The following is a 24,614-nucleotide window of genomic DNA, read 5'->3' as shown; positions in this document are numbered from 1 at the left end:
TCAGTCCCAGATTCCCTGGATCCGCATGATGCCTGCGACCAGGCACATCACGGATCCGATCCCGAGAAGCACGACGACGCCCTTGGGCATCCCCTGCTTCCAGAAGGAGTAGACGCCGCCGGCCAGGAAGAGGCCGACGACGATCAGCACGGTGTTGAGGCCGGTCACAGGGCGCCCTTCGTGGACGGAAGAATCCCGGCTGCGCGCGGGTCGTGCTCGCTGGCGTACCGCAGGGCGCGCGCGAGCGCCTTGAACTGGCACTCCACGATGTGGTGGGCGTTGCGGCCGTACGGGACGTGGACGTGCAGGGCGATCTGCGCCTGTGCGACGAAGGACTCCAGGATGTGCCGGGTCATCGTCGTGTCGTACTCGCCGATCATCGGCGCCATCTTCTCGGGCTCGGTGTGCACCAGGTACGGGCGGCCGGAGAGGTCGACGGTGACCTGGGCGAGCGACTCGTCCAGCGGGACGGTGCAGTTGCCGAAGCGGTAGATGCCGACCTTGTCGCCGAGTGCCTGCTTGAAGGCGGCGCCGAGCGCGAGGGCGGTGTCCTCGATCGTGTGGTGCGAGTCGATGTGCAGGTCGCCCTCGGTCTTGACCGTGAGGTCGAAGAGGCCGTGGCGGCCGAGCTGGTCGAGCATGTGGTCGTAGAAGCCGACCCCGGTCGCGACATCGACCTTGCCGGTGCCGTCGAGGTTGATCTCGACGAGCACGGAGGTCTCCTTGGTGGTCCGCTCCACCCTGCCTACGCGGCTCATGCGTCGTGCTCCTTCTTCAGTTCGCGCACCGCATCGAGGAACGCGTCGTTCTCTTCCGGGGTTCCCGCGGAGACCCGCAGCCACCCCGGTACGCCGTTGTCCCGGACCAGGACGCCCCGGTCGAGGATCTGCTGCCAGGCGGTGTGGCTGTCGGCGAAGCGGCCGAACTGGACGAAGTTGGCGTCCGAGTCGGTGACGGCGAAGCCGAGCTCCCGCAGGCCGTCGACCAGCCGGTCGCGCTCACGCTTGAGCTGCGCGACGTACCCGAGCAGCGTATCGGTGTGCTCCAGGGCGGCGAGCGCGGTGGCCTGGGTGACGGAGGACAGGTGGTACGGCAGGCGCACCAGCTGGACGGCGTCGACGACGGCCGGATCGGCGGCGAGGTAGCCGAGGCGCAGGCCCGCGGCGCCGAACGCCTTGGACATGGTGCGCGAGAGCACCAGGTTCGGGCGGCCCTCGATCAGCGGGAGCAGGGAGGGGTGGTGGCTGAACTCGCCGTACGCCTCGTCGATGACGACCATCGAGGGACGTGCCGCCTGGGCGGCGTCGTACAGCGCGAGGACGGTGGCCGCGTCGACGGCGGTGCCGGTGGGGTTGTTGGGCGAGGTGATGAAGACCACCTCGGGGCGGTGCTCGGCGATGGCCTTCTTCGCCGCCTCCACGTCGATCGTGAAGTCCTCGTTGCGCGGTCCGGAGATCCAGCCGGTGCCGGTGCCGCGTGCGATGAGGGCGTGCATCGAGTACGAGGGCTCGAAGCCGATCGCGGTGCGCCCGGGGCCGCCGAAGGTCTGCAGCAGCTGCTGGAGCACCTCGTTGGAGCCGTTGGCCGCCCAGACGTTCGTGTACCCGACTCCGTACCCGGCGGTGCGGGTGAGGTAGCGGGCCAGCTCGGTGCGGAGCTCCACGGCGTCGCGGTCGGGGTAGCGGTTGAGGTTCCGGGCGGCCTCGCGGACGCGCTCGGCGATGCGGTCGACGAGCGCGTCGGGGAGCGGGTAGGGGTTCTCGTTGGTGTTCAGCCGGACCGGTACGTCGAGTTGCGGCGCGCCGTACGGGGACTGGCCGCGCAGCTCGTCGCGGATCGGGAGGTCGTCCCAGGCGTTGCGCGTGGTGCTGTCGTTGCTCACTGCTGCGGAACCTTCCAGCCGAACCTGGCCTTGAGCGCGGCGCCGTGGGCGGGGAGGTCCTCGGCCTCGGCGAGGGTCACGACGTGGTGGGTGACCTCGGCGAGCGCGTCACGGGTGTAGTCGACGATGTGGATGCCGCGCAGGAAGGACTGCACGGACAGGCCCGAGGAGTGGCAGGCGCAGCCACCGGTGGGCAGGACGTGGTTGGAGCCGGCGCAGTAGTCGCCGAGGGAGACGGGCGAGAACGGGCCGACGAAGATCGCACCGGCGTTGCGGACCCGGTCGGCGACGGCGGCCGCGTTCTCCGTCTGGATCTCCAGGTGCTCGGCGGCGTACGCGTCGACGACCTTGAGGCCGTCCTCCAGGTCGTTGACCAGGACGATCGCGGACTGGCGGCCGGCCAGCGCGGGTTCGATCCGGTCCGAGACGTGCTTGGTCGCGGCGACCTGGGGCCGCAGTTCGGCCTCGGTGGCTGCGGCCAGCTCCTCGGAGTCGGTGACGAGCACCGCGGCGGCCATCGGGTCGTGCTCGGCCTGGCTGATCAGGTCGGCGGCGACGTGCGCCGGGTCGGCGCTCGCGTCGGCGAGGATCGCGATCTCGGTGGGTCCGGCCTCGGCGTCGATGCCGATGCGGCCCTTGAGGAGGCGCTTGGCGGCGGCGACGTAGATGTTGCCGGGGCCGGTGACGAGGTTGACCGGCAGGCAGTCCTCGGTGCCGTACGCGAACATCGCGATGGCCTGGGAGCCGCCGGCGGCGTACACCTCGTCGACGCCGAGGAGGGCGCATGCGGCGAGGATCGTGGGGTGCGGCAGCCCGCCGAACTCCTTCTGCGGCGGGGAGGCGACGGCGATGCCCTCGACGCCGGCCTCCTGGGCCGGGACCACGTTCATGACGACGGACGAGGGGTAGACCGAGCGCCCGCCCGGCACGTACAGCCCGACGCGCTCGACGGGCACCCACTTCTCGGTGACCGTGCCGCCGGGGACGACCTGGGTGGTGTGCGTGGTGCGGCGCTGCTCGCGGTGGACGAGGCGGGCGCGGCGGATCGACTCCTCGAGCGCGGCCCGAACGGCGGGGTCGAGCTGCTCCAGCGCCCCGGTGATCGTGGCGGCCGGGACCCGGATCGAGTCGAGCCGCACGCCGTCGAGTTTCTCCCCCCACTCGATCACTGCCGCGGAGCCACGATGGCGTACGTCCTCGCAGATGGGCCGCACCGTCTCCAGGGCGGCTTCCACGTCGAACTCGGCACGGGGCAGCAGGTCGCGCAGGGCGCCGCCCTCGGGGAGGGCGGTACCGCGCAGATCGATTCGAGAGATCACCCCGCAATTCTCTCAGACCGGTTCCGGCGTCCGGTCGTCCGTATCACTGGCTGATACATGTCCCGGCTGTCACAGCTGACTACTAGCGTTCACGTCGTCACACAGAGGGAAGAACGGTTGTACGAAGCGCGGGACGAGCTGCGCAGGCGGAGGTATTGCAGTGACCGAGCCGCACGACGGCGACATCCCGGACGGACTCAGCGCGGCGGAGCTGGGCATGTGGCAGTCCTTCCGGAACGGCACCACCTACGATCTGCGCTCCCACGACGCGATGCGCGACGATCCGTTCGCGCCGCACATCTGGGGGCCCGAGCGGAGTGTCGGCGCCCGGACGGTGGCGCGGCTGCTGCTGAGCGGGCCGCCCGCGCGGCCGGGACGGGTGGCCGCGCTGAAGCTCCGTGGTGTGCGCATCACGGGGAAGCTGGACCTGGCGGGCGGCCGGGTCGCTCCGTACGTGGAGCTGACGGGCTGCCGCTTCGAGCAGGAGGTCGTGCTGCCCGAGTGCTATTTCACGACGCTGCGCATGGTGGGCTGCGCGGTGCCGAGACTGGACGCGGCCCGGCTGCACACGGAGGGCGACCTGCACCTGCCGCGCTGCCGGGTCGACCGCGGCATCCGGCTGACCGACGCCCAGATCGGCACGGATCTGCTGATCAGCCAGATCAGCGTCGGCCCCGACCGGCGCGGCCGCGCCTTCGTGGGCGACGGGATGTCGGTGGCCCAGGACCTCCAGGCGGAGATGATCGAGACGCGTGGTGAGCTCAGCCTGCGCGGGGCCAAGGTCGGCGGTTCGCTGAGCCTGCGGGGCAGCCGGCTGCGCGCGACCGACGGGCGACGGGCGCTGAACGCCCCGCAGCTGAGTGTGGAGCGCACGCTGTACATGACCGAGGCCTGGGTGAGCATCGACACGGGGAACCAGGGCACCACTCCCCCGTTCGGCATCATCCGGGGCATCACCCCGGCGCGTGGGACCCGCGCGCAGGTCTTCGAGTGCCGGGGCGCCGTACGGCTCGACGACGGGCGTTTCGGGGACGCGGTGGACCTGCACAAGGCCCGTTTCGTACTGGCCCCGCACGAGGAGCTGTCGCTGCGCCGGATCGTCACGCCCGAGCTGCGGTTCAACGCGGAGCGCCCGCAGGAGGGCCGGGTCGTACTGAACGGCGCGAGGGTCGTCACCCTGATCGACCTGTCGACCAGCTGGCCCGGCCCCGGCGGGCTGGCGATGGGCGGTTTCGTCTACGAGAACCTCGTCCCCTACGGCCACTTCCCGCTCTCCCGGCGCCTGGAGTGGGTGCAGGCCGCGACGCCCGAGTACGTACCGGAGCCGTACGAGCGCCTCGCCACGGTGCTCCGCAACTGCGGTGAGGACGCGGATGCCCGCGAGGTGCTGCTCGCCAAGCAGCGGCGCCGGCGCGAGACGCTGCCGCCCGCCGCCCGGCTCTGGGGCTATCTGCAGGACTGGACGGTGGCGTACGGCTACCGGCCGGGCCGGGCCGCCGTGTGGATGGCGGTGCTGTGGGCGGCGGGAGCGGTGGCCTTCTCGCAGTACCACCCGGCGGCCATCAAGGCGGAGGAGCATCCGCAGTGGAACGCCCCTCTGTACGCACTGGATCTGCTGGTGCCGGTGATCAATCTCGGACAGGACGGTTACTGGCGCATGGAGGACGGCTGGCAGTGGGCTGCGGCGGCCCTCGTCATGCTGGGGTGGATATTGGCCACGACGGTGGCGGCGGGCGCCTCCCGGATGCTGCGCCGGGGCTGACCTGAGGACTCCTGAGATGCGGCCGGATCTCAGGCGGACACAGTGATCGAAAGGTCTGTCGAGCCACGGCCGCACGGTCGGTTATTCACAACAGGACAGTCGGATTCAGGCCACCCACAGCTGTTTCCTTTGCCCTTTCTTGACCCCCTCCAGGGCAACCCTTCCACTCCCTACAGAAGCTTCACAGTGGCCCTCTGGCGCGGCCCCGACCAGGGCTTTTCAATGGTCTGCACCATGGCTTCCCTCCGCGCGATGCTGACTTCCGCGTGCACGCTCCGACGCAGCCCCGGGCTGTCGGCCGGGCTGCCCGCGGACGACGCCGTGCTGCTCGACGCCCCCGACGAGCGGCTGTCACCCGCTCTGGTGGCTGCCGCCCTGGGAGAGTTCGAACCCGCGGCCAAGCTCCTCGCCACCACCCGGGACGCCGCCGAGTGGGAGACCCGCGACCGCAGCCTCGCCCGGCTGGTGACCTTCGCCCGCAACCGCGACGGCTGGCTCACCGACTGGCTGGCCGCCGCACCGCGCGACCCGGACGCCCTGCTCGTCAAGGCCGAACTGGCCGTACGCCGCGCCTGGGAGTCCCCCGCCCACGCCGAACTGCTGCGCGAGGTGGCCCCGCTCATCACGGCGGCGGCCGAGGCCGACCCCCGCGACCCGGTGCCGTGGCGGCTCGCCCTCGACCACGCCCGTGGCACGCACGCCAGCCACACCGTCTTCGAATCGCTGTGGGAGCAGGCGGTACGGCGCTCGGCGCACCACTACGGCTGCCATGTCGCCGCGCTCCAGTACCTCTCCGCCGCCTGGTACGGCTCGCACCGCGAGTGCTTCGACTTCGCCGAGCGGGCGGCGGAGGACGCCGCGCCGGACTCCCTGGTGCAGGCGCTCCCCGTACGGGCCGCCTTCGCGCTCCTGCACGACGAGAGGGCCGAGCGGCGGACGAACTCCGTGCAGGAGGACCGGATCGACGCGGCGGCCGATCTCGCGATCTCGTTGTCCGCCGCTTATCCGCCCGGCGATCCGTGGCCCGCCGAGGTCCGCAACCTCCTCGTCCATGTACTGGTCGCACGGGGGCGATGGGAGGAGGCGCTGGAGCAGTTCGAGCTGATCGGACGGTATGCGACGTCGTTCCCGTGGGCGTCGGTGTCCGACGATGCGCTCAGTGGATTCCTCGACGCGAGAGCGGATGTGCGGCTCCGGGTGGCCTCTTCCACGCCCTCGCGCGGCCGGGCCGGACACGGCGGGCTCCGCGGCCATTAGGCTTGACCGTTGTGACCACCGCTCGTCTCCCCCTGTTCCCGCTGAACGCGGTGCTGTTCCCCGGCCTCGTGCTGCCTCTCAACGTCTTCGAGGAGCGTTATCGCGCCATGATGCGCGAGCTGCTCGAGATCGACGAGGACGAGCCGCGCCGCTTCGTCGTGGTCGCGATCCGCGACGGCCGCGAGATCGCCCCCACGGCCACCGGGATGCCCGACACGGTCGCCGCGGCCGGCCCTGTCGAGCGCGCCCCGGCGGACGGCTTCGGCCCCGACCCGATCCAGAGCTTCCACCGGGTCGGCTGCATCGCCGACGCGGCGAAGATCCGTGAGCGCGTCGACGGCAGTTTCGAGGTCCTCGCGACCGGCACCACCCGGGTCAAACTCCTCTCCGTCGACGCGAGCGGCCCGTATCTGACGGCCGAGGTCGAGGAACTGACCGAGGATCCGGACGACGAGGGGGCCGACAGCGGCGACACCAAGGCCGCGGACGAGGCCGGCGCGCTGGCCGAGGGCGTCCTCAGGGCCTTCCGCAGCTACCAGAAGCGGCTCGCCGGGGCCAACGAACGCTCCCTGACCACGGGTGCGGACCTGCCGGACGATCCGTCGGTCGTCTCGTACCTGGTGGCCGCCGCGACCGTTCTCGACATCCCGTCGAAGCAGCGGCTGCTCCAGGCCCCCGACACCGCGACCCGGCTGCGCGAGGAGCTGACGCTCCTGCGCAAGGAGACCGCGGTCATCCGTCATCTTCCGTCGCTGCCCGCGATCGACCTGACCCGCGGACCCACGCACCCCAACTGACCCGAGGACCCTGCCGGTGGCGAAGAAGGCCAAGAAGCAGCAGCAGCCCGGCGGCACCCCGGCCACGGTCGCACTGACCGCGGCGGGCACCGCGTTCACGGTCCGCTCCTACGATCACGACCCGGCGTCCCCGTCGTACGGCGAGGAGGCGGCCGAGGCACTCGGCGTCGCGCCCGACCGGGTGTTCAAGACCCTGGTCGCCGATGTCGACGGCGAACTGGTCGTCGCGGTCGTCCCCGTCGCCGGGTCGCTGGACCTCAAGGCACTGGCATCGGCGGTGGGCGGCAAACGGGCGGCGATGGCGGACCCGGCGGCGGCCGAACGCACGACGGGCTATGTCCGCGGCGGCATCTCTCCACTGGGCCAGCGCAAGCGGCTGCGTACGGTCATCGACGCCTCGGCCCGGACGCACGCCACGATCTGCGTGTCGGCGGGCCGACGGGGCCTGGAGGTCGAACTGTCGGCGGACGACCTGGCGGTACTGACCGACGCCGTACTGGCCCCGATCGGCCGCGGGTAGCTCCTGGGCCCCGCCGCCGGCCGGAGCCGCACCGCTACGGCTGCTTCGGCCCCTGGGCCGTCCCGCCCTCGGGCCACTGCCCTCCGGCAGAACCGGGTGCGGGGCCGGAAGCGGGACCGGCGGCCGGCCGGTCCGCCCCGTAGCCGGCCTCCCACTCCGGCTCGGGGTCCCTCGGCCCGAACAGTGCCGTCAGACCCAGGTGCACGGCCATCGCCGCAACCGGCCAGGCGAGCATCCCCGCCCCCACCGCGTGCAGCTCCAGCGGCGCGTCGAACGTCACGCCCTTGCCGACCTCCTTGGCATGGGCGACCACATCCGACGTCGGCCCGAACCACGTGCCGATCCCCCACGCCAGCAGAGAGCCGAGGAGTCCGCCCAGGGCGAGCGAGACCACCAGCGCGATCCCTCCGCTCCGGCGGAAGAGGAAGACGGCGGCCGCCGACACGAGGCCGAACGCGAGCGCCAGCAGGACGAACGTGCCGTCCGCCCCGATGGCCTCCTCGCTCTCGCTGTTCTTGAGGAACACCGCCGTGTCGTCGGAGACCAGCGGCACGCGGGGCGCCAGCCACAGCCACAGCAGCCCGAGTGCCACACCGGCCACCGTCAGCAGCCCGGTGACCACGGCGGCCCGCCGCACTTCGGCCACGAGTTCGGTCCCGCGCAGCGGCTCCTGGCCGCCGGGCGCGGCATGGGATCCCGACGGCGTGGCCTGCCAGGGATCATCGGACGGGGGCTGGTGAGGCGGCGTCAACGGTGCGGTCACGCTGCCATCGTGCCAGGCCCCCCGGCGCGCCGCCTCACCGGACCGCCGGCAGAGCTACCGGACCGCCGCCCGCCGGTACGCCCAGGTCGCCACGGCCAGAGACAGGACACCGACCACCGCGCACACCCCGAGGTCGAGGGCGACGACCGCCCAGTCCGGGTGGGCGTCGAAGGACCGGGCCAGCGCCTCGACGCCGTACGTCGAGGGCAGCAGGTCGCGGGCCCATCCCACCGGCCCCGGCAGCCGGTCGGCCGGCAGCACGCCGAGCAGCAGCGCGGCGGACATGCCCAGCTGTCCCAGCAGGGTCGCGAGTTCCTGACGCGGCGCCAGCAGCCCGAGCGCGGCGCCGAGCCCCGAGAGCGCGGCACCGGACAGCGGGATGACGGCGACGAGCACCCACAGATGGGTCATGGGCAGCCCGAACAGGACGCTCCCCGTGACCGCCGTGACGATCGTGCCGGGCACGGTGAACGAGGCGTAGGCACCCGCAGCGCCGAGTACCACCGCCGCGGGCGGCACCGGCAGCGTGGCGTAGTGGTCGAGGCCGCCGTCCGCCCGCAGCCGGCCGAAGTACTGGGCCAGCAGGTTCAGCGCCACGAAGGCCACGACCAGCACGCTGGACCCCGCGACCACGGCTCGCGCCTCGGCGCCGCCGTCGACGACGCCCCGCATGAGCACCATGATCCCGATGGACTGGAAGGTCGCCACGAACAGCAGCGGGATCCGGGCGACCCTCGCCCTCGACAGCTGCGCCCGGTACACGGCGGCCAGCGCGGGCAGCAGCCGGGCCCGCGGAGCGAGGGGGGCCGCGGCGGTACGGGCGGCCCGGGCCGCGGCCGTCCGTCCGGCCGCCGACCGGGACACCGATTCCGCGGACTCCACAGGAAGGATGCTCGTCACCTGGCGCTGCTCCCCTTCGACACGTTCATGTTCACGCCTTCACCAGTCCCTCGGCCGCCTTCGCCGCATCCCCGCCCAGCGCCAGGTAGACGTCCTCCAGGCTCGGCGTGGCCAGCGTGAAGTCGTCCAGCGAGGAGAACGCCGCCCCGCCGGTCACCGCGGCGACCGCGGCCCGTGCCTCGTCCGGCCCCAGCCGCAGCACCCAGCGACGCCCGGACTCCTGGGCGGAACCGCGCAGCGCGGCCACCTCGGGAACGTCCAGGGGCGCCCTCTCGCGCCACACCAGCTCGACCCGGACCTCGCCGGCCACCTGCTCCTTGAGCCCGGCCGGGGTGTCGCAGGCGATGACCTTGCCGCGTTCCATGACGGCGACCCGGTCGAGCACGGTCTCGGCCTCGATCACATTGTGGGTCACGAGCAGCACCGTCGCGCCGTTCTCGGCCCGGCGCCGGTCGACGGCGGACCACACCGCACGCCGGGCGACGGGGTCCATGCCCGTCGTCGGCTCGTCGAGGACGAGGACGGGGCGCTCCCCGACCAGCGTGGCCGCGAAGCAGGCGAGCCGCCGCTGGCCGCCGGACAGGTTCCTCAGGGGCCGCCCGGCAAGTTCGGTGAGGCCCAGTTCCTCGAGTACGGCATCGCGCTCTGCCCGGGCCGCACGCACCGGCAGGCCCCTGAGCCGCCCGGTGGTCTCGGCCGCGAGGGACACCGTCAGCTCGTCCAGGGCGGTGGACTCCTGCCCGAGGTACCCGATGAGCCGGGAGGCGCGCTCGGGATGGCGTACGAGATCGTGCCCCAGCACCTCGACGCTGCCGGAGTCGGGGCGCATCAGCCCCGTGAGCTGGCGTACGAGCGTGGACTTGCCCGCACCGTTGGGTCCGAGCAGCCCGAAGATCTCGCCGCGCCGGACATCGAGGCTGATCCCGTCGGTGGCCCGCACCTCGGGGGTGCCGGCCCGGCCGCGTCGGCCGCGGACGGCGGGATAGGTCCTGACCAGATCACGCACCGCGCACACGGTCCCGGTCCCGGTCTGCGCCTGTGCTGTGCCCGTACTCACGAGGTACGAGAGTACGGGGTCGGATGCCCCGTATTGCGCCCGGGGGCGGGCAGGGCCCGGCCACTGCCGCCGCGCCTACTCCGCGACGGGGGCAGGCTCCGCGGCGGCACGCACGTCGATCTCGCGCCAGAAACCCGCCCGGATGGCGTAGCGGTCGTGCTCGTCGATCTGGTCGTCCTTGTGGGCGAGCAGCCCGAACCGTGCCGCGTACCGCAGCAGTTCCCCGTCGATCCGGTGCGGGATGCGCGGGTACATGGTGGCGAGCTTCTGCAGGTGGACGGTCTCGGGCAGCCGCTCCATCCAGCGCCGGGCGAAGACCTGGCCGACCTCGAAGGGGTCACCGCCGACGGTGGTGATGTCCTCCTCCCGGTCCGCCCAGCGCTGCTCGGCGCTGGTGAGCTGGGCGAGGGTCGGCAGGGACGCGGTCTCCGCGGGTTCGCCGAGGGGTCCGCCGCGCTCCACCCAGCCCCTGTCGGAGGACCAGCGCAGGGTCGCGTTGGGGACGGGCGGCTGTACGGGGTGCTGGGCGGCCTGCGAGCCCGGGGCACGCAGGCTGGCCAGGTCCTTGGGGGTGGGAACGCCCTTGTGGCCGGTGGCGGGCTGCGGATGCGCGGCGGCCTCGCCCGCCGGTGTGCCGTTGCCGTTGCGGGCCGCGGCGGCCTGGGCCTCCGACGCCCGCTCGGCCGAGGCGGCCAGTGCGGCCTCGGGCAGCGGCGCGGAGAGGATCGCGGCGATCTCGGGGCGCGGGACGGGCGGCGGCGCGCACACACCGCCGGTCTCCTTGGCCCGCACGGCCTTGGTGATCCAGGCCCGGTCGAGCACCCGGCGTTCGTCCGCCTCGGCGACGAGGTCCTCGGACTGGTTGTAGTCGCCGTCGGCGGCCTGGACGGCCCAGAGGTGGACAGCCACGCCGTGTTCCTTGGCGGACATCAGTCCGGGCAGCAGGTCGCCGTCCCCGGTCACGAGGACCACATCGGAGCAGGCGCGATTTCTGGCCAGTTCGGTGAGCTCGGCGTGCATCGCCGCGTCGACGCCCTTCTGTGCCCACCGGCCGTCACTGCGGGTGAGGGCCCCCAGCCGAACGGTCACGCGCGACATCACCCGGAGCCGGCGGTGTTCGGGCTGCGGTACGCGGTCGGGGGCGCCGTCGAACCAGTAGATCCGGAGCAGGGGCTGTTCCGTGTCGGCCTCCGCGCGTTCGCGCAGTCCCTGGATCAGGGCGGCGTGGTCGACGGTGATGCGGGAACGGGCGGGCTCTCCGGCCAGCAGACTCGCGGCTGCGCCCAGCAAGTAGCCGGCGTCCACCAGGACGACGCAACGGTCCACGCGTTCCACCCTCTTCCAGGATTTCGGGAACGGATCAGCGGACCCGGTCGTGGGGGGTGGGTCCGCTTGCTCGGGGTTCGCTTACTCAGGGTTTCCTTCGAGTCTGCCCGACCCTACGAGGGTTAAGGTCCGGAACTCGATCATCGGCGTGGCGGATCCGGGAAACGGCGCATGATACCGCCCGGACTACGCTGGGTAATGATCCAACATGCGTCTTATGGGGTGGTATGTGAGTCTGACATCGGTCCTGGCCCCGAGATTCCCCACAGGAGGCATCACCATGGCCAAGAACAAGAACCGTAAGCAGGGCAGCCAGCACGACCGCGCGTCCGCCGCGGAGCGTGGTGCGGAGGAGGCGAAGTCGACGGCCTACGAGTCGCAGACCCAGCCGCAGTCGCAGGCCCAGGGCAGCCCTTCGGATGTTGCCCGTAAGCACCAGCGGCGCTTCGGCCACAACTGACGGTTCCTTAGGGCCGACAGGCCGAGAGGGGCGCCCCGCCACTGGCGGGGCGCCCCTCTCGCAGGTCCGGGCGGGCTGTCAGCCGGCCAGGCAGGACGGGCCGAGCAGCACCTTCAGGTCACCGAAGAGCGCCGGGTCCGGCTTGACCCGGTGCCGGTCGAGCCGCAGCACCGTGGTCTTGCGGGGACCCTGGAGCCTGATGCGCACCTCGGTGTCGCCCCGGTGGCTGCTGAGGACCTCGCCGAGCCGGCTGACCATGGGCGGGGTGATCTTGACGGTGGGGATGGTCAGGACGACCGGCGCGTTGGTCCCGGCCGAAGAGATGTCGGGAACCTGCATCTCCATGGCGACCAGGCGGGGCACGTCCTCGCGCTTGTCGAGGCGTCCCTTGACGAAGACGACGGTGTCCTCGACGAGCTGGGTGGAGACCAGCTGGTAGGTCGCGGGGAAGAACATGCAGTCGATGGAGCCCGCGAGGTCCTCGACCGTGGCGATGGCCCAGGCGTTGCCCTGCTTGGTCATCTTGCGCTGGAGGCCGGAGATGATGCCGCCGATGGTGACGATCGCACCGTCGGAGTGCTCGCCCCCGGTGAGCTGCGAGATCGCGGCGTCGGACTTGTCGGACAGCACGTGCTCGATGCCGAAGAGCGGGTGGTCGGAGACGTAGAGGCCGAGCATCTCCCGTTCCTGGGCGAGCAGGTAGGACTTCTCCCACTCGATGTCGGAGAACTCCACGTCGAGGCCGAAGCCCGGCTCGTCGCTGTCCGCCTCGCCCATGCCGCCGAAGAGGTCGAACTGCCCCTCGGCCTCCTTGCGCTTGACCTGCACCACGTTGTCGATCATCGGCTCGTGGTGGGCGACCAGACCCTTGCGGGTGTGCCCCATCTCGTCGAACGCGCCGGCCTTGATGAGCGACTCGACGGTGCGCTTGTTGCAGACGACCGCTTCGACCTTGTCCAGGAAGTCCGGGAAGGTGGAGTACTTCCCCTTCGCCTTGCGGCACCGGATGATCGAGTCGACGACGTTCTGGCCGACGTTCCGTACGGCGGTGAGGCCGAAGAGGATCACGTCGTCGCCCTGGGCCGCGAAGTTCGACTCGGACTCGTTGACGTTGGGCGGGAGCACCTTGATGCCCATGCGGCGGCACTCGTTGAGGTAGACCGCGGACTTGTCCTTGTCGTCCTTGACCGAGGTGAGCAGCGCGGCCATGTACTCGGCGGGGTAGTTCGCCTTGAGGTACGCGGTCCAGTAGGTGACCAGGCCGTACGCGGAGGAGTGCGCCTTGTTGAACGCGTATCCGGCGAACGGGACCAGGACGTCCCACAGGGCCTTGATCGCCGCGTCGGAGAAGCCGTTCTTCTTTGCGCCCGCCTCGAAGAGGACGAAGTTCTTCGCGAGTTCGTCGGCCTTCTTCTTGCCCATCACGCGGCGCAGGATGTCGGCCTCGCCGAGCGAGTACCCGGCGACGATCTGGGCGGCCTTCTGCACCTGCTCCTGGTACACGATCAGGCCGTAGGTGAGCCCGAGGACCTCCTTGAGGGGCTCCTCCAGCTCCGGGTGGATCGGGGTGATCTCCTGCCGGGCGTTCTTGCGCTCGGCGTAGTTCGTGTGGGAGTTCATTCCCATCGGGCCCGGCCGGTACAGGGCCGAGACGGCGGAGATGTCCTCGAAGTTGTCGGGCTGCATCTGGCGCAGCAGCGAGCGCATCGGCCCGCCGTCGAACTGGAACACCCCGAGCGTGTCACCGCGGCACAGCAGCTCGTACGTCTTGGGGTCGTCCAGCGGGAGCGCGAGCATCTCCAGGTCGACGCCCTTGTTGGCCTTCACCATCTTGATGGCGTCGTCCATGATCGTCAGGTTGCGCAGGCCCAGGAAGTCCATCTTGAGCAGGCCGAGCGACTCGCACTGCGGGTAGTCCCACTGCGTGATCGTGACGCCGTCGGTGTGCCGCACCCAGATGGGGGCGTGGTCGACGATGGGCTCGCTGGACATGATCACGCCGGCCGCGTGCACACCCATCTGCCGGACGAGGCCCTCGACGCCCTTCGCGGTGTCGATGACCTTCTGGACGTCCGGCTCGTTCTCGTACATCCCCCGGATCTCGCCCGCCTCGCTGTAGCGCGGGTGCTTCGGGTCGGTGATGCCGTTGAGGTCGATGCCCTTGCCGAGGACGTCGGCGGGCATGGCCTTGGTCAGGCGGTCGCCCATCGCGTACGGGTAGCCGAGGACACGGGCGGAGTCCTTGATCGCGTTCTTGGCCTTGATCTTGCCGTAGGTGCCGATCATGGCGACCTTGTCGGCGCCGTACTTCTCGGTCACGTACCTGATCACTTCGACGCGCCTGCGCTCGTCGAAGTCGATGTCGACATCGGGCATGGAGACGCGCTCGGGGTTGAGGAACCGCTCGAAGATCAGTCCGTGCGTGATCGGGTCGAGGTCGGTGATGCCCATGGCGTACGCGACGATCGAACCGGCGGCGGAGCCTCGGCCGGGGCCGACCGCGATGCCGTTGTTCTTGGCCCACATGATGAAGTCGGCGACGACGAGGAAGTACCCCGGGAACCCCATCTGGATGATGATGTCCATCTCGTACTCGGCCTGCTTCTGCCGGTCCTCGGGGACACCTCCGGGGTAACGGCGGCCCATGCCGACCCGGACCTCCTCCTGGAACCAGGTGATCTCGGTGAAGCCCTCCGGGATGTCGAACTTCGGCATCAGGTCGCGCTTCTCGAACATGCCCGCGGTGTCGATCTGCTGCGCGACCAGGAGGGTGTTGGCGCAGCCCTCCTGCCAGGCGTCCGAGGAGTCGACGCCGTACATCTCGTCCGTCGTCTTCAGGTAGTAGCCGGTGCCGTCGAAGCGGAAGCGGTCCGGGTCGGAGAGGTTCTTGCCGGTCTGGATGCACAGCAGGGCGTCGTGGGCCGTCGCCTCGCTCGCGTAGGTGTAGTGCGAGTCGTTCGTCACGAGCGGCGGGATGTTCAGCTTCTTGCCGATTTCGAGGAGCCCGTCGCGGACCCGGCGCTCGATCTCGATGCCGTGGTCCATCAGCTCCAGGAAGTACCTGCCCTCGCCGAAGATGTCCTTGTAGTCGGAGGCCGCCTGGACCGCCTCGTCGAACTGTCCGAGCCGCAGCCGGGTCTGCACCTCGCCGGAGGGGCATCCGGTGGACGCGATCAGGCCTTCGGACCACTGGGAGATGGTCTCCCTGTCCATACGCGGCCACTTCTGCAGCCAGCCCTCGGCGTACGCGTCGGAGGACAGCTTGAAGAGGTTGTGCAGCCCGGTGCTGTTCGCCGCCCAGATCGTCTTGTGGGTGTAACCGCCGGAGCCGGACACGTCGTCGCGCTTCTGGTGCGGCTGGCCCCACTGGATCTTGCGCTTGTGCTTGCGCGACTCGGGGGCGACGTAGGCCTCGATCCCGATGATGGGCGTCACCCCGGCCTTCTTCGCCGAGTGGAAGAAGTCGTAGGCACCGTGGAGGTTGCCGTGGTCGGTCATCGCGATGTGCGACATGCCCATCTCGTTGCACGCCTCGAACATGTCCTTGAGCCGCGCGGCACCGTCCAGCAGCGAGTACTGGGTGTGGACGTGCAGGTGCGTGAATGGCGGCTTGGTCACGGCGCTGTGCCTCCGGGGCGTTCTACAGGGGTGGCGCGAAGCGCCTCGATGAGGGGTGCTGGTCGGGCGACGGGCGGGAGATGACGGCTTGGGGGGACAGCGGGGAAGTCTACGTCTTGGAGGTGACAGGCGACGGGCACTCCGGGGTACGGTCGCGCGTTGGAAGGGCGGGGACACCCGCCCCATTTGTCATGAACGCCATGTAGCAGGAGGCACCCAGCGATGTCGGACACGCAGCCCAGCGGCGAGCAGCGCGGGGAGCAGATCCTTGCCGTTTTCGACACCGCTTTCGGTGAGCTCCTGGCCGCCGATCCCGCCGCTTTCCGGGTGAAGTTCCGCAAGATGGCGGGCTCGGCCTTCGCCTTCTACCGCGGCTCGGCCGGGCTGTTCTACGCCGATCTGGACCGTGAGCGGCGCAGCGGGCCGTACCTCGACGAGCGCACGAGCCGGGTCTGGATCCACGGCGATCTGCACGCGGAGAATTTCGGCACGTACATGGACGCCAACGGCCGGCTGATCTTCAACGTCAACGACTTCGACGAGGCCTATGTCGGCCCGTTCACCTGGGACCTCAAGCGCTTCGCCGCCTCCGTCGCCCTGATCGGCTACGCGAAGGCGCTGGGCGACGACCAGATCACCGAGCTCGTCCGGGTCTACGCCGCGGCCTACCGGGAGCGGATCCATGCCCTGGCGACGGGCGCGAAGAACGACGAGGTCCCGCCCTTCACCCTGGACACCGCCGAGGGTCCGCTGCTCGACGCGCTGCGTGATGCCCGGTCCCTGACCCGTTTCGGGCTGCTGGACTCGATGACGGAGATCCGGGACTTCGAGCGCCGCTTCGCCGCCGGCGGCGGTGCGATCGACCTGGACGCCGCGACCCGCTACAAGGTGCTCGCCGCGTTCGACGGCTATCTGGAGACGCTCCCCGAGTCGAGCCTGACCCGGCCGGACTCCTACCGGGTCAAGGACGTCGTCGGCCGTCGCGGCATCGGTATCGGGTCGGCGGGCCTGCCCTCGTACAACATCCTCCTGGAGGGCAACAGCGACGCCCTGGAGAACGACGTGGTGATCTACCTCAAGCAGGCGCAGACCCCGGCGGTCTCGCGGCACATCACGGACACGGCCGTGCGGGACTACTTCCAGCACGAGGGGCACCGCACGGTGATCTCGCAGCGCGCGCTGCAGGCGCACGCCGACCCGTGGCTGGGCTGGACGGAGCTGGACGGGGCGGGTCAGCTGGTCGCCGAGGTCTCGCCGTACGCGGTCGATCTGGACTGGTCCGACATCGACGAGCCGGAGGAGATCGCGGCGGTCGTCGCCGACCTCGGCCGGGCGACGGCGACGATGCACTCGGCGGCGGACGACGAGAGCGGGCACTCGCTGGTGCCGTTCTCCACGGAGCGTGCGATCGACGCGGCGATCGCGTCGGACGAGAAGGGCTTCGCGGAGCTGCTGGTCGACTTCGCGCACAGCTACGGCGCCCGCGCCCGTGCCGATCATCAGATCTTCGTGGACCTCTTCCGCAACGGCCGCATCCCCGGCCTGTAGGTCCTTAGGACTCGCTTACAGGTTCACATGGCACACTCTCCGGCGATGGACGTATCAGGGACGCAGTTCAGAGCGGTACGCGCGGCGCTGTTCACCGCGCTCGTCGTCACGCTCTCCTCCGCGTCCCATGTGCTGCTCTCCCGGGTCCCGCTGCCGCTGACGGCGGTCGTCCTGCTGGCCGGGGCCGTCTTCGCCGTGGCGTTCGCGCTGGCGGGCCGGGAGCGCGGCTTCGGGGCGATCGCCGGGCTGCTGGTTCCGCTGGAGCTGGCCGCCGACACCGTGTTCACCACCGGACAGCACCTCTGTTACGGGGCGGCGGGCGGCCCGATCGCGGGCCCGCTGCGCTCCGTGGGCGTCGATGTGCTGTGCGGCGGTGAGGCGGGCACGGGCTCCTCGCACCTCGCGGGTGTGGCCGCGGTCGGCACACCGCTGGCGGGGGTGACCGGCACGGGCGACCGCGCGGCAGCCCTCCTGGCCTCGCCCGGTCCCGCCGTGCCGTGGCTGCTGCTGGCCGCGCACGTGACCGTGGGCCTGCTGGCCGCGGCCTGGCTGCGGCGCGGTGAGTCCGCGCTGGCGGGGCTCCTGCGAGCGGCGGCCGCGGTCGCGTTCCGGCCGCTGCTGACCGCGGTCGCCGTGCTGGGGACCGCCCGGCGCCACGCACGGCGCGACCCGCGCTCCGGCGGACGGGCCGACCCGCTCTTCCCGGCCCGCCTCCTCGTGCACTCCGTGGGACGGAGGGGACCGCCGCGCCCGGCCTGTGCCCTTTCCTGAGCACGAGCACGCGGCAGACCCCGGAACCACCCCACACGTACCCACGGAGAAGCAGTCATGAGCAACCGCAACAGCCAGGCCAACAAGTCAGCCGCCCGTGAGCGGCTGCGCGTCGAGCGCGAGCGCCAGGCCAAGAAGGACAAGGTCCGCAAGCAGGTCGTCGTCGCCGTCTCCGTGGTCGCCGTGCTGGCGATCGCGGGAGGCGTCAGCTACGGCGTGATGCAGCTGAACAAGCCCTCCGGCTGGGAGGCGGCCGCGGACGCGAAGAACGTGACCGCGCCGAAGAACACCTCGGGCGACAACGGCACGACCGTCGTCATCGGCGAGTCGACCGCCAAGAAGACCCTGGAGCTGTACGAGGACTCGCGCTGCCCGATCTGCGCCACGTTCGAGCAGACGGTCGGCGAAACGGTCGCCAAGGACGTCGACGCCGGCAAGTACAAGATCAAGTACGTCGGTGCGACCTTCATCGACAACTCCGACAACGGCGAGGGCTCCAAGAACGCCCTGAGTGCGCTGGGTGCGGCGCTCGATGTGAGCCCCGAGGCCTTCCTGGACTACAAGGCCGCCCTGTACTCCGCGAAGTACCACCCCGAGGAGAGCCAGGACAAGTTCGCCAAGGACAGCTACCTGATCGAGGTGGCGGACTCGGTGGACGCGCTGAAGGGCAACAGCGCGTTCCAGAAGGACGTCGAGGACGGTACGTACGACGCCTGGGCGATCAAGATGTCCAAGACGTTCGACAAGAGCGGCGTCCAGGGCACGCCGACGCTGAAGATGGACGGCAAGACCGTCACCGCCGAGGGCAGCAAGAACGCGCCCATGACGGTGGCCGAGTACAACGCGGCGATCACCAAGGCGCTGAAGGGCTGACGGGTCCACGAACCCGGGGGCCGGCGGGAGAACCTGCGGCCCCGGGTACACCCCGGACGTAACTCCGGGCGGCGAATACCCAACAGGCGGGCGAACTTCCTTTGTTCGCCCGCCTGTTCGCTCTACCCACCAGTAGGGTGATCGTCCGTGACCAGTCGACATCTTTCCGCACCCAGCCGCCGCACGGTCGTCAGAGCCGCCGCCGCCACAGCGGTCGCCGCCCCCGTGCTCGCATCCGCCACAAGTGCCCGTGCCGCAGAGGGCCCTGCCTTCCTGCACGGCGTGGCCTCGGGCGATCCACTGCCCGACGGCATCCTGCTCTGGACCCGTGTCACTCCCACCGCCGACGCCGTGCCCGGCTCCGGCCGCGGCGCCGATACGGCGGTGCGCTGGGAGATCGCCGAGGACAAGGCCTTCTCCCGGATAGCCGCGCAGGGCACGGCCGTCTCGAAGGCCGCCTCCGACCACACGGTCAAGGCCGACGTCCGTGGACTGCGCCCCGCGACGACGTACTACTTCCGTTTCTCGGCGGGCGCCGGGGAACCGGTCCGCTCTCCCGTCGGCCGCACCCGCACGGCTCCCGCCGCGGGTGCGGCCACCCCGGGGATCCGCTTCGGCGTGGTGTCCTGCGCCAACTGGGAGGCCGGCTGGTTCTCCCCGTACCGGCATCTCGCGGCTCGCGCGGACCTGGACGCCGTTCTCCACCTGGGCGACTACATCTACGAGTACGCGTCGGGCAGTTATCCGACCCAGGACACCGTGGTGCGCCCCCACGCCCCGCTCCACGAGATCCTCACCCTCGCCGACTACCGGACCAGGCACGGCACGTACAAGACGGACACCGACCTCCAGTCGCTGCACGCCGCCCACCCGGTGATCGCGATCTGGGACGACCACGAATTCGCGAACGACGCGTGGTCGGGCGGGGCCGAGAACCACACCCCGGGCACCGAGGGCGCCTGGGCCGCACGGGTCGCCGCCGCGAAGCAGGCGTACTTCGAGTGGATGCCGGTCCGCGCCTCCACCGAGGGCACCGTCTACCGGCGTCTGAGCTTCGGCAGCCTGGCCGAGCTGCACCTGCTCGACCTGCGCAGCTTCCGCTCCGAGCAGGCGTCCATCGGCAACGGCGCGGTCGACGACCCGGAGCGCTCGATCACCGGGCGGGCGCAACTGGACTGGCTGAAGGCCGGGCTCGCCGGATCGGACGCCAGGTGGAAGCTGGTCGGCACCTCGGTCATGATCTCGCCGGTCGCCTTCGGCGCGCTGCCCGCCCATCTGCTGGCGCCGCTCGCGGAGTTGCTGGGGCTTCCCGGGGAGGGGCTCGCGGTCAACGTCGACCAGTGGGACGGCTACACGGACGACCGCAAGGAGCTGATCTCGCATCTGCGGGACCGCTCGGTGACCAACACGGTCTTCCTCACGGGTGACATCCACATGGCGTGGGCCAACGACGTCCCCGTGAAGGCCGCGACGTACCCGCTGTCCGCCTCGGCGGCCACCGAGTTCGTGGTGACCTCGGTGACTTCGGACAACCTGGACGACATCCTCCGGGTGGCACCCCAGACCGTCTCGGTGGTCGCCGCGGCAGCGGTCAAGGCCGCCAACCGCCATGTGAAGTGGATCGACCTGGACTCGCACGGCTACGGCGTCCTCGATGTGACGGCCGAACGGTCGCAGATGGACTACTACATGATCTCGGACAAGACGAAGAAGGACGCGACCGCGTCCTGGGTCCGCTCCTACCGCACGCGCAGCGGAACCCAGAAGATCGAACGGGCCGACGCCCCTGTGCGCTGACCGCGCCGAGGAGCCGCGTCCGGGCCGCGAAGGCCGAGGAGCGCGGCAAGGGGGCCCCGCACCGAGGTGCGGGGCCCTCCCTCATGCCTGGAGCGTGGCGAGGAACCCGAGCCCGACCTTCCAGGCCAGCTCGGCCGACTCCTCGTCGTAGTCGGGCAGGTCCGGGTCGGTGAACAGGTGCCCGGCCCCGGGGTAGCGGTAGACCTCGACATCCGCGCCGGTCCGCTGCATCTGGAGGTACCAGCTGTTCAGCCAGTCGTGCGACTCGAACGGATCGGGGTCGGCGACGTGCAGCTGCACCGGCAGTTCGTCCACCGAGGCGGTCTCGGCGATGTCCGACGTGCCGTGGAGCAGCAGCAGCCCGCGCGCCTTGGCGTCGCCGAGCGCGAGGGTCTGCGCCACCGACGCCCCGAAGGAGAAGCCCGCGTACACAAGGCCCTGGTCGGAATAGGGTGCGGCTGCCAGCACGGCGCGCTTGAGCAACTCGTCCTTGCCCACCTGCTGCTGGAAAGCCATTCCTTCCTCGACCGTGTCGAAGGTGTGCCCCTCGAAGAGATCGGGCACGCGCACCTCATGCCCGGCTGCACGCAGCCGGTCGGCAGCCGCGTGCACAGCGGGCCGCAGACCGATGGTCGAGTGGAAAAGCATGATGTTCATGACGTCCATGGTGCCAGCTGTGCCCCAACGCTTGGAGGACCGGGGAATGGAGAACGTAGTGCGACCGCTGCTCGTGCTGGGCGGATCGCTGGTGATCACACTGCTGGTGGGCTGGCTGGTCGATCTGCTGCTGCGCCGGGCCGACAGCCGCCACAGCGAGACACCCGTCTGGGGCCTGCTGCGGCGCTGCCGGCCTCCGCTGCAGGTCGTGCTCTGCACGGCGCTGCTGCGGGCCACCTACATCCACGTACGCCTCGACCCGGTGCGGGACCACCGGGCAGGGATCGGCCAGGCCATGACCCTGGTGCTGATCGCGGCGTCGGCCTGGCTGGTGCTGCGCGTCGCGGCCACCGCCGTGGAGTCCTCGTACGCCCGCTACGCGACGTCCACCCGCGATCCGGCCCGGGTCCGCCGGGTACGGACCCAGGTCACGCTGATCCAGCGTGTGGTCACCGCCGTGGTGGCGACGGTCGCGGTCGCGGCGATGCTGCTGACCTTCCCGGCGATGCGTACCGTCGGCACCTCGATGCTGGCCTCCGCCGGTGTGCTCGGCATCGTCGCCGGTGTCGCGGCCCAGTCGACGCTCGGCAACCTCTTCGCCGGCTTCCAGATCGCTTTCGGTGACATGGTCCGGATCGGCGACACCGTGGTGGTGGACGGCGAGTGGGGCACCGTGGAGGAGATCACCCTGACCTTCCTCGCCGTGCGGACCTGGGACGAGCGGCGGATCACCATGCCGGTGTCGTACTTCACCAGCAAGCCGTTCGAGAACTGGTCGCGCGGCGGAATCCAGATGACCGGCACGGTCTTCTTCCAGCTCGACCACTCGGCGCCGGTCGCCGCGATGCGTGAACAGCTGCGCGAGATCCTCGGCGATTGCGCGGCCTGGGACGGCCGCGACTGGTCCCTGGCCGTCACGGACACCACTGCGTCGACGATCGAGGTGCGGGCCGTGGTCACCGCGAAGGACGCGGACGACATCTGGACGGTGCGCTGTGCGGTGCGGGAGCAGCTCGTCGGCTGGCTGCGCGACCACCATCCGTACGCGCTGCCCCGGATCGTGACGTCACCCGCGGTACTGCCGCCGGGCGACCACTGGCCGGAACTGACGGGTGCGCAGGACGGCGGCCGGGAGCGTCCCGAGGGCCGGGTGCCTGCCCCGGGCAGGGCCCCGCGCACGGGCCGCGGCTGACCGCCCTCACGGGCGTCGCCGGGCGCCTCGGGCGGGCGCCGCGGTCAGAGCGTGCGGCGCATCGCCCGGTGCGGCATTCCGGCGTCCGGGAATTCGGGGCCGTACGCCACGTACCCGAGCCGCTCGTAGAAGCCGAGCGCATGGGTCTGGGCGTGCAGGTCGACAGCGGTCAGGCCGAGGGTGCGCGCCTCGTCCTCGATGGCGCGCACCAGCGCGGCACCGACCCCGAGGCCGCGCGCCTCGTGGGTCACGGCCAGCCGGCCGAGGGAGCCGACGGCTTCGGCGCCGCCGGTCTTGCCCGCCGCCGCGGAGCCGTGCAGCAGCCTGCCCGTACCGAGTGCGGAGCCGTCCGCCGCAACGGCGAGGACGTGGACCGCGCCGGCGTCGTAGGCGTCGTACTCGATGTCCTCGGGCACCTGCTGCTCACCGACGAAGACGGTCTTGCGGACCTGGAAGCACGCCGAGAGATCGTTCTCCTCGACGGCCCTGCGGGTGCTGTACGCGGCGGGCACGGTGTTCACTCGCTCTCCGCCGCGATCGTCTCGAGGGCGTGGCGCAGGTCGTCCGGGTAGGTGCTGGAGAACTCGACCCAGCTGCCGTCCGAGGGGTGCTCGAAGCCGAGCCGGACCGCGTGCAGCCACTGGCGGGTCAGACCGAGGCGCTTGGCCATGGTCGGGTCGGCGCCGTAGGTCAGGTCGCCGACGCAGGGGTGGCGGTGGGCGGACATGTGCACCCGGATCTGGTGGGTGCGCCCGGTCTCCAGCTTGATGTCCAGCAGGCTGGCGGCGCGGTAGGCCTCGATGAGGTCGTAGTGCGTCACGGAGGGCTTGCCCTCGGCGGTGACGGCCCACTTGTAGTCGTGCTGCGGGTGACGCCCGATGGGGGCGTCGATGGTGCCGCTCATCGGGTCCGGGTGGCCCTGGACCAGCGCGTGGTACTTCTTCTCGACGACCCGGTCGCGGAACTGGGCCTTGAGCAGGGTGTAGGCCCGCTCGGACTTGGCCACGACCATCAGTCCGGAGGTGCCGACGTCCAGCCGGTGCACGATGCCCTGGCGCTCGGCGGCACCCGAGGTGGAGATCCGGTAGCCGGCCGCCGCGAGGCCGCCGATGACCGTGGTGCCGGTCCAGCCGGGGCTCGGGTGGGCCGCGACGCCGACGGGCTTCATGATCACGACGATGTCGTCGTCGTCGTGCACGATCTCCATGCCCTCGACGGGCTCGGCAACGATCTGGACCGGAGCGGCTGCCTGCGGCATCTCCACTTCCAGCCAGGCGCCGCCGTGCACCCGCTCGGACTTCCCGGCCACCGCACCGTCCACCTGGACCTTCCCGGCTGCGGCCAGCTCGGCGGCCTTGGTACGGGAGAAACCGAACATCCTGGAGATGGCGGCGTCTACACGCTCGCCTTCCAGACCGTCGGGTACGGGCAGGGTGCGGACCTCGGGATACGTACTCACCTGTCGAGTATGCCTTGCGCCCACTAGTCCTTGTGCACGGTGCCGTCGGGGTCCAGGCCCTTGAAGGAAAGGATCACGATCAGGATCCCGCCGCAGACGATCGCGGAGTCGGCGAGGTTGAAGACGGCGAAGTGCGCGGGGGCGATGAAGTCCACCACCGCGCCCTCGAAGACGCCGGGTGCGCGGAAGATGCGGTCGGTGAGGTTGCCGAGCGCTCCGCCGAGCAGCAGCCCGAGGGCGATGGCCCAGGGCAGGCTGTAGAGCTTGCGCGCGAGCCTGGCGATCACCACGATCACGACCGCGGCGATGGCCGTGAAGATCACCGTGAACGCCTCGCCCATCCCGAACGCGGCACCCGCGTTCCGGATGGCGTCGAGCTTCAGCCAGTCGCCGAAGATCTCGATGGGCTCCTGGTGCTCCAGCTTCGCGACCACGATCATCTTGCTGACCAGGTCCAGCAGGTAGGCGACCACGGCCACGACGAAGAGCACGAGGATCTTCCGCCTGCCCCTGCCGCCGCCCGTGTCGTCGCTCCCGGCCTGAGTCGCGCCCTCGGAGGGCTGCTGGGGCTCTGCCCCGTCAGCCCCCTCGGCATCAGGGATATCCGGCGTACCGATGATGCGCTCCGCCTCTGCCACGTGAGTCCCTCAACCTAG

General features: G+C 70.8%; 23 protein-coding genes. 10 read left to right on the top strand and 13 right to left on the bottom strand.

Annotated elements, in window-relative coordinates; all coding sequences use genetic code 11:
- The 4 genes from OG257_RS28360 to hisD are packed head-to-tail and all read right to left on the bottom strand — an operon-like array spanning position 1 to position 3,201.
- The gene (locus OG257_RS28360) at positions 1–168 is read right to left on the bottom strand and encodes a hypothetical protein (RefSeq protein ID WP_014045382.1); all 168 of its coding nucleotides are present in this window, start codon (positions 166–168) and stop codon (positions 1–3) included.
- Entirely contained in the window at positions 165–758 is a 594-nt protein-coding gene (hisB, locus tag OG257_RS28355) for an imidazoleglycerol-phosphate dehydratase HisB (protein ID WP_031098999.1), read from the bottom strand. The genes OG257_RS28360 and hisB overlap by 4 nt, the downstream gene beginning before the upstream one ends.
- Positions 755–1,882, bottom strand: a complete 1,128-nt coding sequence (locus tag OG257_RS28350; protein WP_329212064.1) for a histidinol-phosphate transaminase — start codon at positions 1,880–1,882, stop codon at positions 755–757. The genes hisB and OG257_RS28350 overlap by 4 nt, the downstream gene beginning before the upstream one ends.
- Positions 1,879–3,201: a histidinol dehydrogenase gene (hisD, locus tag OG257_RS28345; protein WP_329212062.1), complete on the bottom strand. Its 1,323-nt coding sequence runs from the start codon at positions 3,199–3,201 to the stop codon at positions 1,879–1,881. The genes OG257_RS28350 and hisD overlap by 4 nt, the downstream gene beginning before the upstream one ends.
- Positions 3,202–3,361: 160 nt before the next feature.
- Between hisD and OG257_RS28340 the strand changes: the two genes are divergently transcribed.
- The 4 genes from OG257_RS28340 to ybaK all read left to right on the top strand — a co-directional run bounded on the left by OG257_RS28340 (position 3,362) and on the right by ybaK (position 7,537).
- Positions 3,362–4,963 (top strand): oxidoreductase, encoded by a 1,602-nt coding sequence (locus tag OG257_RS28340; RefSeq protein ID WP_329212060.1) that lies wholly within the window; start codon positions 3,362–3,364, stop codon positions 4,961–4,963.
- A 222-nt stretch (positions 4,964–5,185) separates the two neighbouring features.
- Positions 5,186–6,220: a hypothetical protein gene (locus tag OG257_RS28335; protein ID WP_329212058.1), complete on the top strand. Its 1,035-nt coding sequence runs from the start codon at positions 5,186–5,188 to the stop codon at positions 6,218–6,220.
- Between the two features lie 11 nt (positions 6,221–6,231).
- Positions 6,232–7,017, top strand: coding sequence for an LON peptidase substrate-binding domain-containing protein (locus tag OG257_RS28330; protein WP_329212056.1), 786 nt, complete (start codon positions 6,232–6,234; stop codon positions 7,015–7,017).
- A 16-nt stretch (positions 7,018–7,033) separates the two neighbouring features.
- A complete protein-coding gene (gene ybaK, locus OG257_RS28325; RefSeq protein ID WP_329212054.1) occupies positions 7,034–7,537 on the top strand; it encodes a Cys-tRNA(Pro) deacylase in 504 nt (167 codons plus the stop codon).
- 34 nt (positions 7,538–7,571) lie between these two features.
- Here ybaK and OG257_RS28320 read toward each other — a convergent pair whose 3' ends face one another.
- The 4 genes from OG257_RS28320 to OG257_RS28305 all read right to left on the bottom strand — a co-directional run bounded on the left by OG257_RS28320 (position 7,572) and on the right by OG257_RS28305 (position 11,592).
- On the bottom strand, positions 7,572–8,300 hold the full coding sequence (locus OG257_RS28320; RefSeq protein WP_329212053.1) for an ABC transporter permease: 729 nt from the start codon (positions 8,298–8,300) through the stop codon (positions 7,572–7,574).
- Between the two features lie 54 nt (positions 8,301–8,354).
- Positions 8,355–9,200 (bottom strand): ABC transporter permease, encoded by an 846-nt coding sequence (locus OG257_RS28315; RefSeq protein ID WP_329212052.1) that lies wholly within the window; start codon positions 9,198–9,200, stop codon positions 8,355–8,357.
- A 31-nt stretch (positions 9,201–9,231) separates the two neighbouring features.
- Positions 9,232–10,215 (bottom strand): ABC transporter ATP-binding protein, encoded by a 984-nt coding sequence (locus OG257_RS28310; RefSeq protein ID WP_329215391.1) that lies wholly within the window; start codon positions 10,213–10,215, stop codon positions 9,232–9,234.
- Positions 10,216–10,332: 117 nt separating this feature from the next.
- Positions 10,333–11,592, bottom strand: coding sequence for an NYN domain-containing protein (locus tag OG257_RS28305; protein WP_329212050.1), 1,260 nt, complete (start codon positions 11,590–11,592; stop codon positions 10,333–10,335).
- Between the two features lie 271 nt (positions 11,593–11,863).
- Here OG257_RS28305 and OG257_RS28300 point away from each other — a divergent pair, with 271 nt between their 5' ends.
- Entirely contained in the window at positions 11,864–12,043 is a 180-nt protein-coding gene (locus OG257_RS28300; protein WP_329212048.1) for a hypothetical protein, read from the top strand.
- Positions 12,044–12,121: 78 nt separating this feature from the next.
- On the opposite strand, the gene dnaE is transcribed toward OG257_RS28300, so the two are convergent.
- Entirely contained in the window at positions 12,122–15,661 is a 3,540-nt protein-coding gene (gene dnaE, locus OG257_RS28295) for a DNA polymerase III subunit alpha (protein ID WP_329212046.1), read from the bottom strand.
- A gap of 222 nt (positions 15,662–15,883) precedes the next feature.
- On the opposite strand from dnaE, the gene OG257_RS28290 reads away from it, so the two are divergent.
- From OG257_RS28290 to OG257_RS28275, 4 genes are all read left to right on the top strand, one after another.
- Complete coding sequence (locus OG257_RS28290; protein WP_329212045.1) at positions 15,884–17,209, top strand: DUF2252 domain-containing protein; 1,326 nt, start codon at positions 15,884–15,886, stop codon at positions 17,207–17,209.
- A 45-nt stretch (positions 17,210–17,254) separates the two neighbouring features.
- Positions 17,255–17,980 carry a hypothetical protein gene (locus OG257_RS28285; RefSeq protein WP_329212044.1) on the top strand — a complete coding sequence of 242 codons (726 nt, stop codon included), beginning with the start codon at positions 17,255–17,257 and terminating at the stop codon, positions 17,978–17,980.
- A 57-nt stretch (positions 17,981–18,037) separates the two neighbouring features.
- Complete coding sequence (locus tag OG257_RS28280; protein WP_329212042.1) at positions 18,038–18,853, top strand: DsbA family protein; 816 nt, start codon at positions 18,038–18,040, stop codon at positions 18,851–18,853.
- Between the two features lie 147 nt (positions 18,854–19,000).
- Positions 19,001–20,650 carry an alkaline phosphatase D family protein gene (locus OG257_RS28275; RefSeq protein WP_329212040.1) on the top strand — a complete coding sequence of 550 codons (1,650 nt, stop codon included), beginning with the start codon at positions 19,001–19,003 and terminating at the stop codon, positions 20,648–20,650.
- Positions 20,651–20,731: 81 nt separating this feature from the next.
- Here OG257_RS28275 and OG257_RS28270 read toward each other — a convergent pair whose 3' ends face one another.
- Positions 20,732–21,316, bottom strand: coding sequence for a dienelactone hydrolase family protein (locus tag OG257_RS28270; protein ID WP_329212038.1), 585 nt, complete (start codon positions 21,314–21,316; stop codon positions 20,732–20,734).
- 37 nt (positions 21,317–21,353) lie between these two features.
- Here OG257_RS28270 and OG257_RS28265 point away from each other — a divergent pair, with 37 nt between their 5' ends.
- Entirely contained in the window at positions 21,354–22,499 is a 1,146-nt protein-coding gene (locus OG257_RS28265) for a mechanosensitive ion channel family protein (protein WP_329212036.1), read from the top strand.
- 44 nt (positions 22,500–22,543) lie between these two features.
- Here OG257_RS28265 and OG257_RS28260 read toward each other — a convergent pair whose 3' ends face one another.
- Genes OG257_RS28260 through lspA form a run of 3 tightly spaced genes read right to left on the bottom strand, consistent with a single transcriptional unit; the run spans position 22,544 to position 24,596 of the window.
- Positions 22,544–23,020 (bottom strand): GNAT family N-acetyltransferase, encoded by a 477-nt coding sequence (locus OG257_RS28260; RefSeq protein ID WP_329212034.1) that lies wholly within the window; start codon positions 23,018–23,020, stop codon positions 22,544–22,546.
- Positions 23,017–23,958 (bottom strand): RluA family pseudouridine synthase, encoded by a 942-nt coding sequence (locus OG257_RS28255; RefSeq protein WP_329212032.1) that lies wholly within the window; start codon positions 23,956–23,958, stop codon positions 23,017–23,019. Before OG257_RS28255 ends, OG257_RS28260 begins: the two co-directional genes overlap by 4 nt.
- Positions 23,959–23,981: 23 nt before the next feature.
- The gene (lspA, locus tag OG257_RS28250; protein WP_329212030.1) at positions 23,982–24,596 is read right to left on the bottom strand and encodes a signal peptidase II; all 615 of its coding nucleotides are present in this window, start codon (positions 24,594–24,596) and stop codon (positions 23,982–23,984) included.
- Positions 24,597–24,614 lie beyond the last annotated feature (18 nt).

The organism is Streptomyces sp. NBC_00683, assembly GCF_036226745.1.
In the GTDB taxonomy this organism is placed as follows: Bacteria; Actinomycetota; Actinomycetes; order Streptomycetales; family Streptomycetaceae; genus Streptomyces.
The sequence above is the reverse complement of the archived record's forward strand: the minus strand, read 5'-3'. Positions and strand labels throughout refer to the sequence as shown.

Bases quoted from the DNA above. Each gene is read 5' to 3' on its own strand.
- OG257_RS28280 (WP_329212042.1), top strand. From the start codon at position 18,038: ATGAGCAACCGCAACAGCCAGGCCAACAAGTCAGCCGCCCGTGAGCGG.
- OG257_RS28300 (WP_329212048.1), top strand. From the start codon at position 11,864: ATGGCCAAGAACAAGAACCGTAAGCAGGGCAGCCAGCACGACCGCGCG.
- OG257_RS28290 (WP_329212045.1), top strand. From the start codon at position 15,884: ATGTCGGACACGCAGCCCAGCGGCGAGCAGCGCGGGGAGCAGATCCTT.
- OG257_RS28335 (WP_329212058.1), top strand. From the start codon at position 5,186: ATGGTCTGCACCATGGCTTCCCTCCGCGCGATGCTGACTTCCGCGTGC.
- OG257_RS28265 (WP_329212036.1), top strand. From the start codon at position 21,354: ATGGAGAACGTAGTGCGACCGCTGCTCGTGCTGGGCGGATCGCTGGTG.
- OG257_RS28270 (WP_329212038.1), bottom strand. From the start codon at position 21,316: ATGGACGTCATGAACATCATGCTTTTCCACTCGACCATCGGTCTGCGG.
- OG257_RS28285 (WP_329212044.1), top strand. From the start codon at position 17,255: ATGGACGTATCAGGGACGCAGTTCAGAGCGGTACGCGCGGCGCTGTTC.
- hisB (WP_031098999.1), bottom strand. From the start codon at position 758: ATGAGCCGCGTAGGCAGGGTGGAGCGGACCACCAAGGAGACCTCCGTG.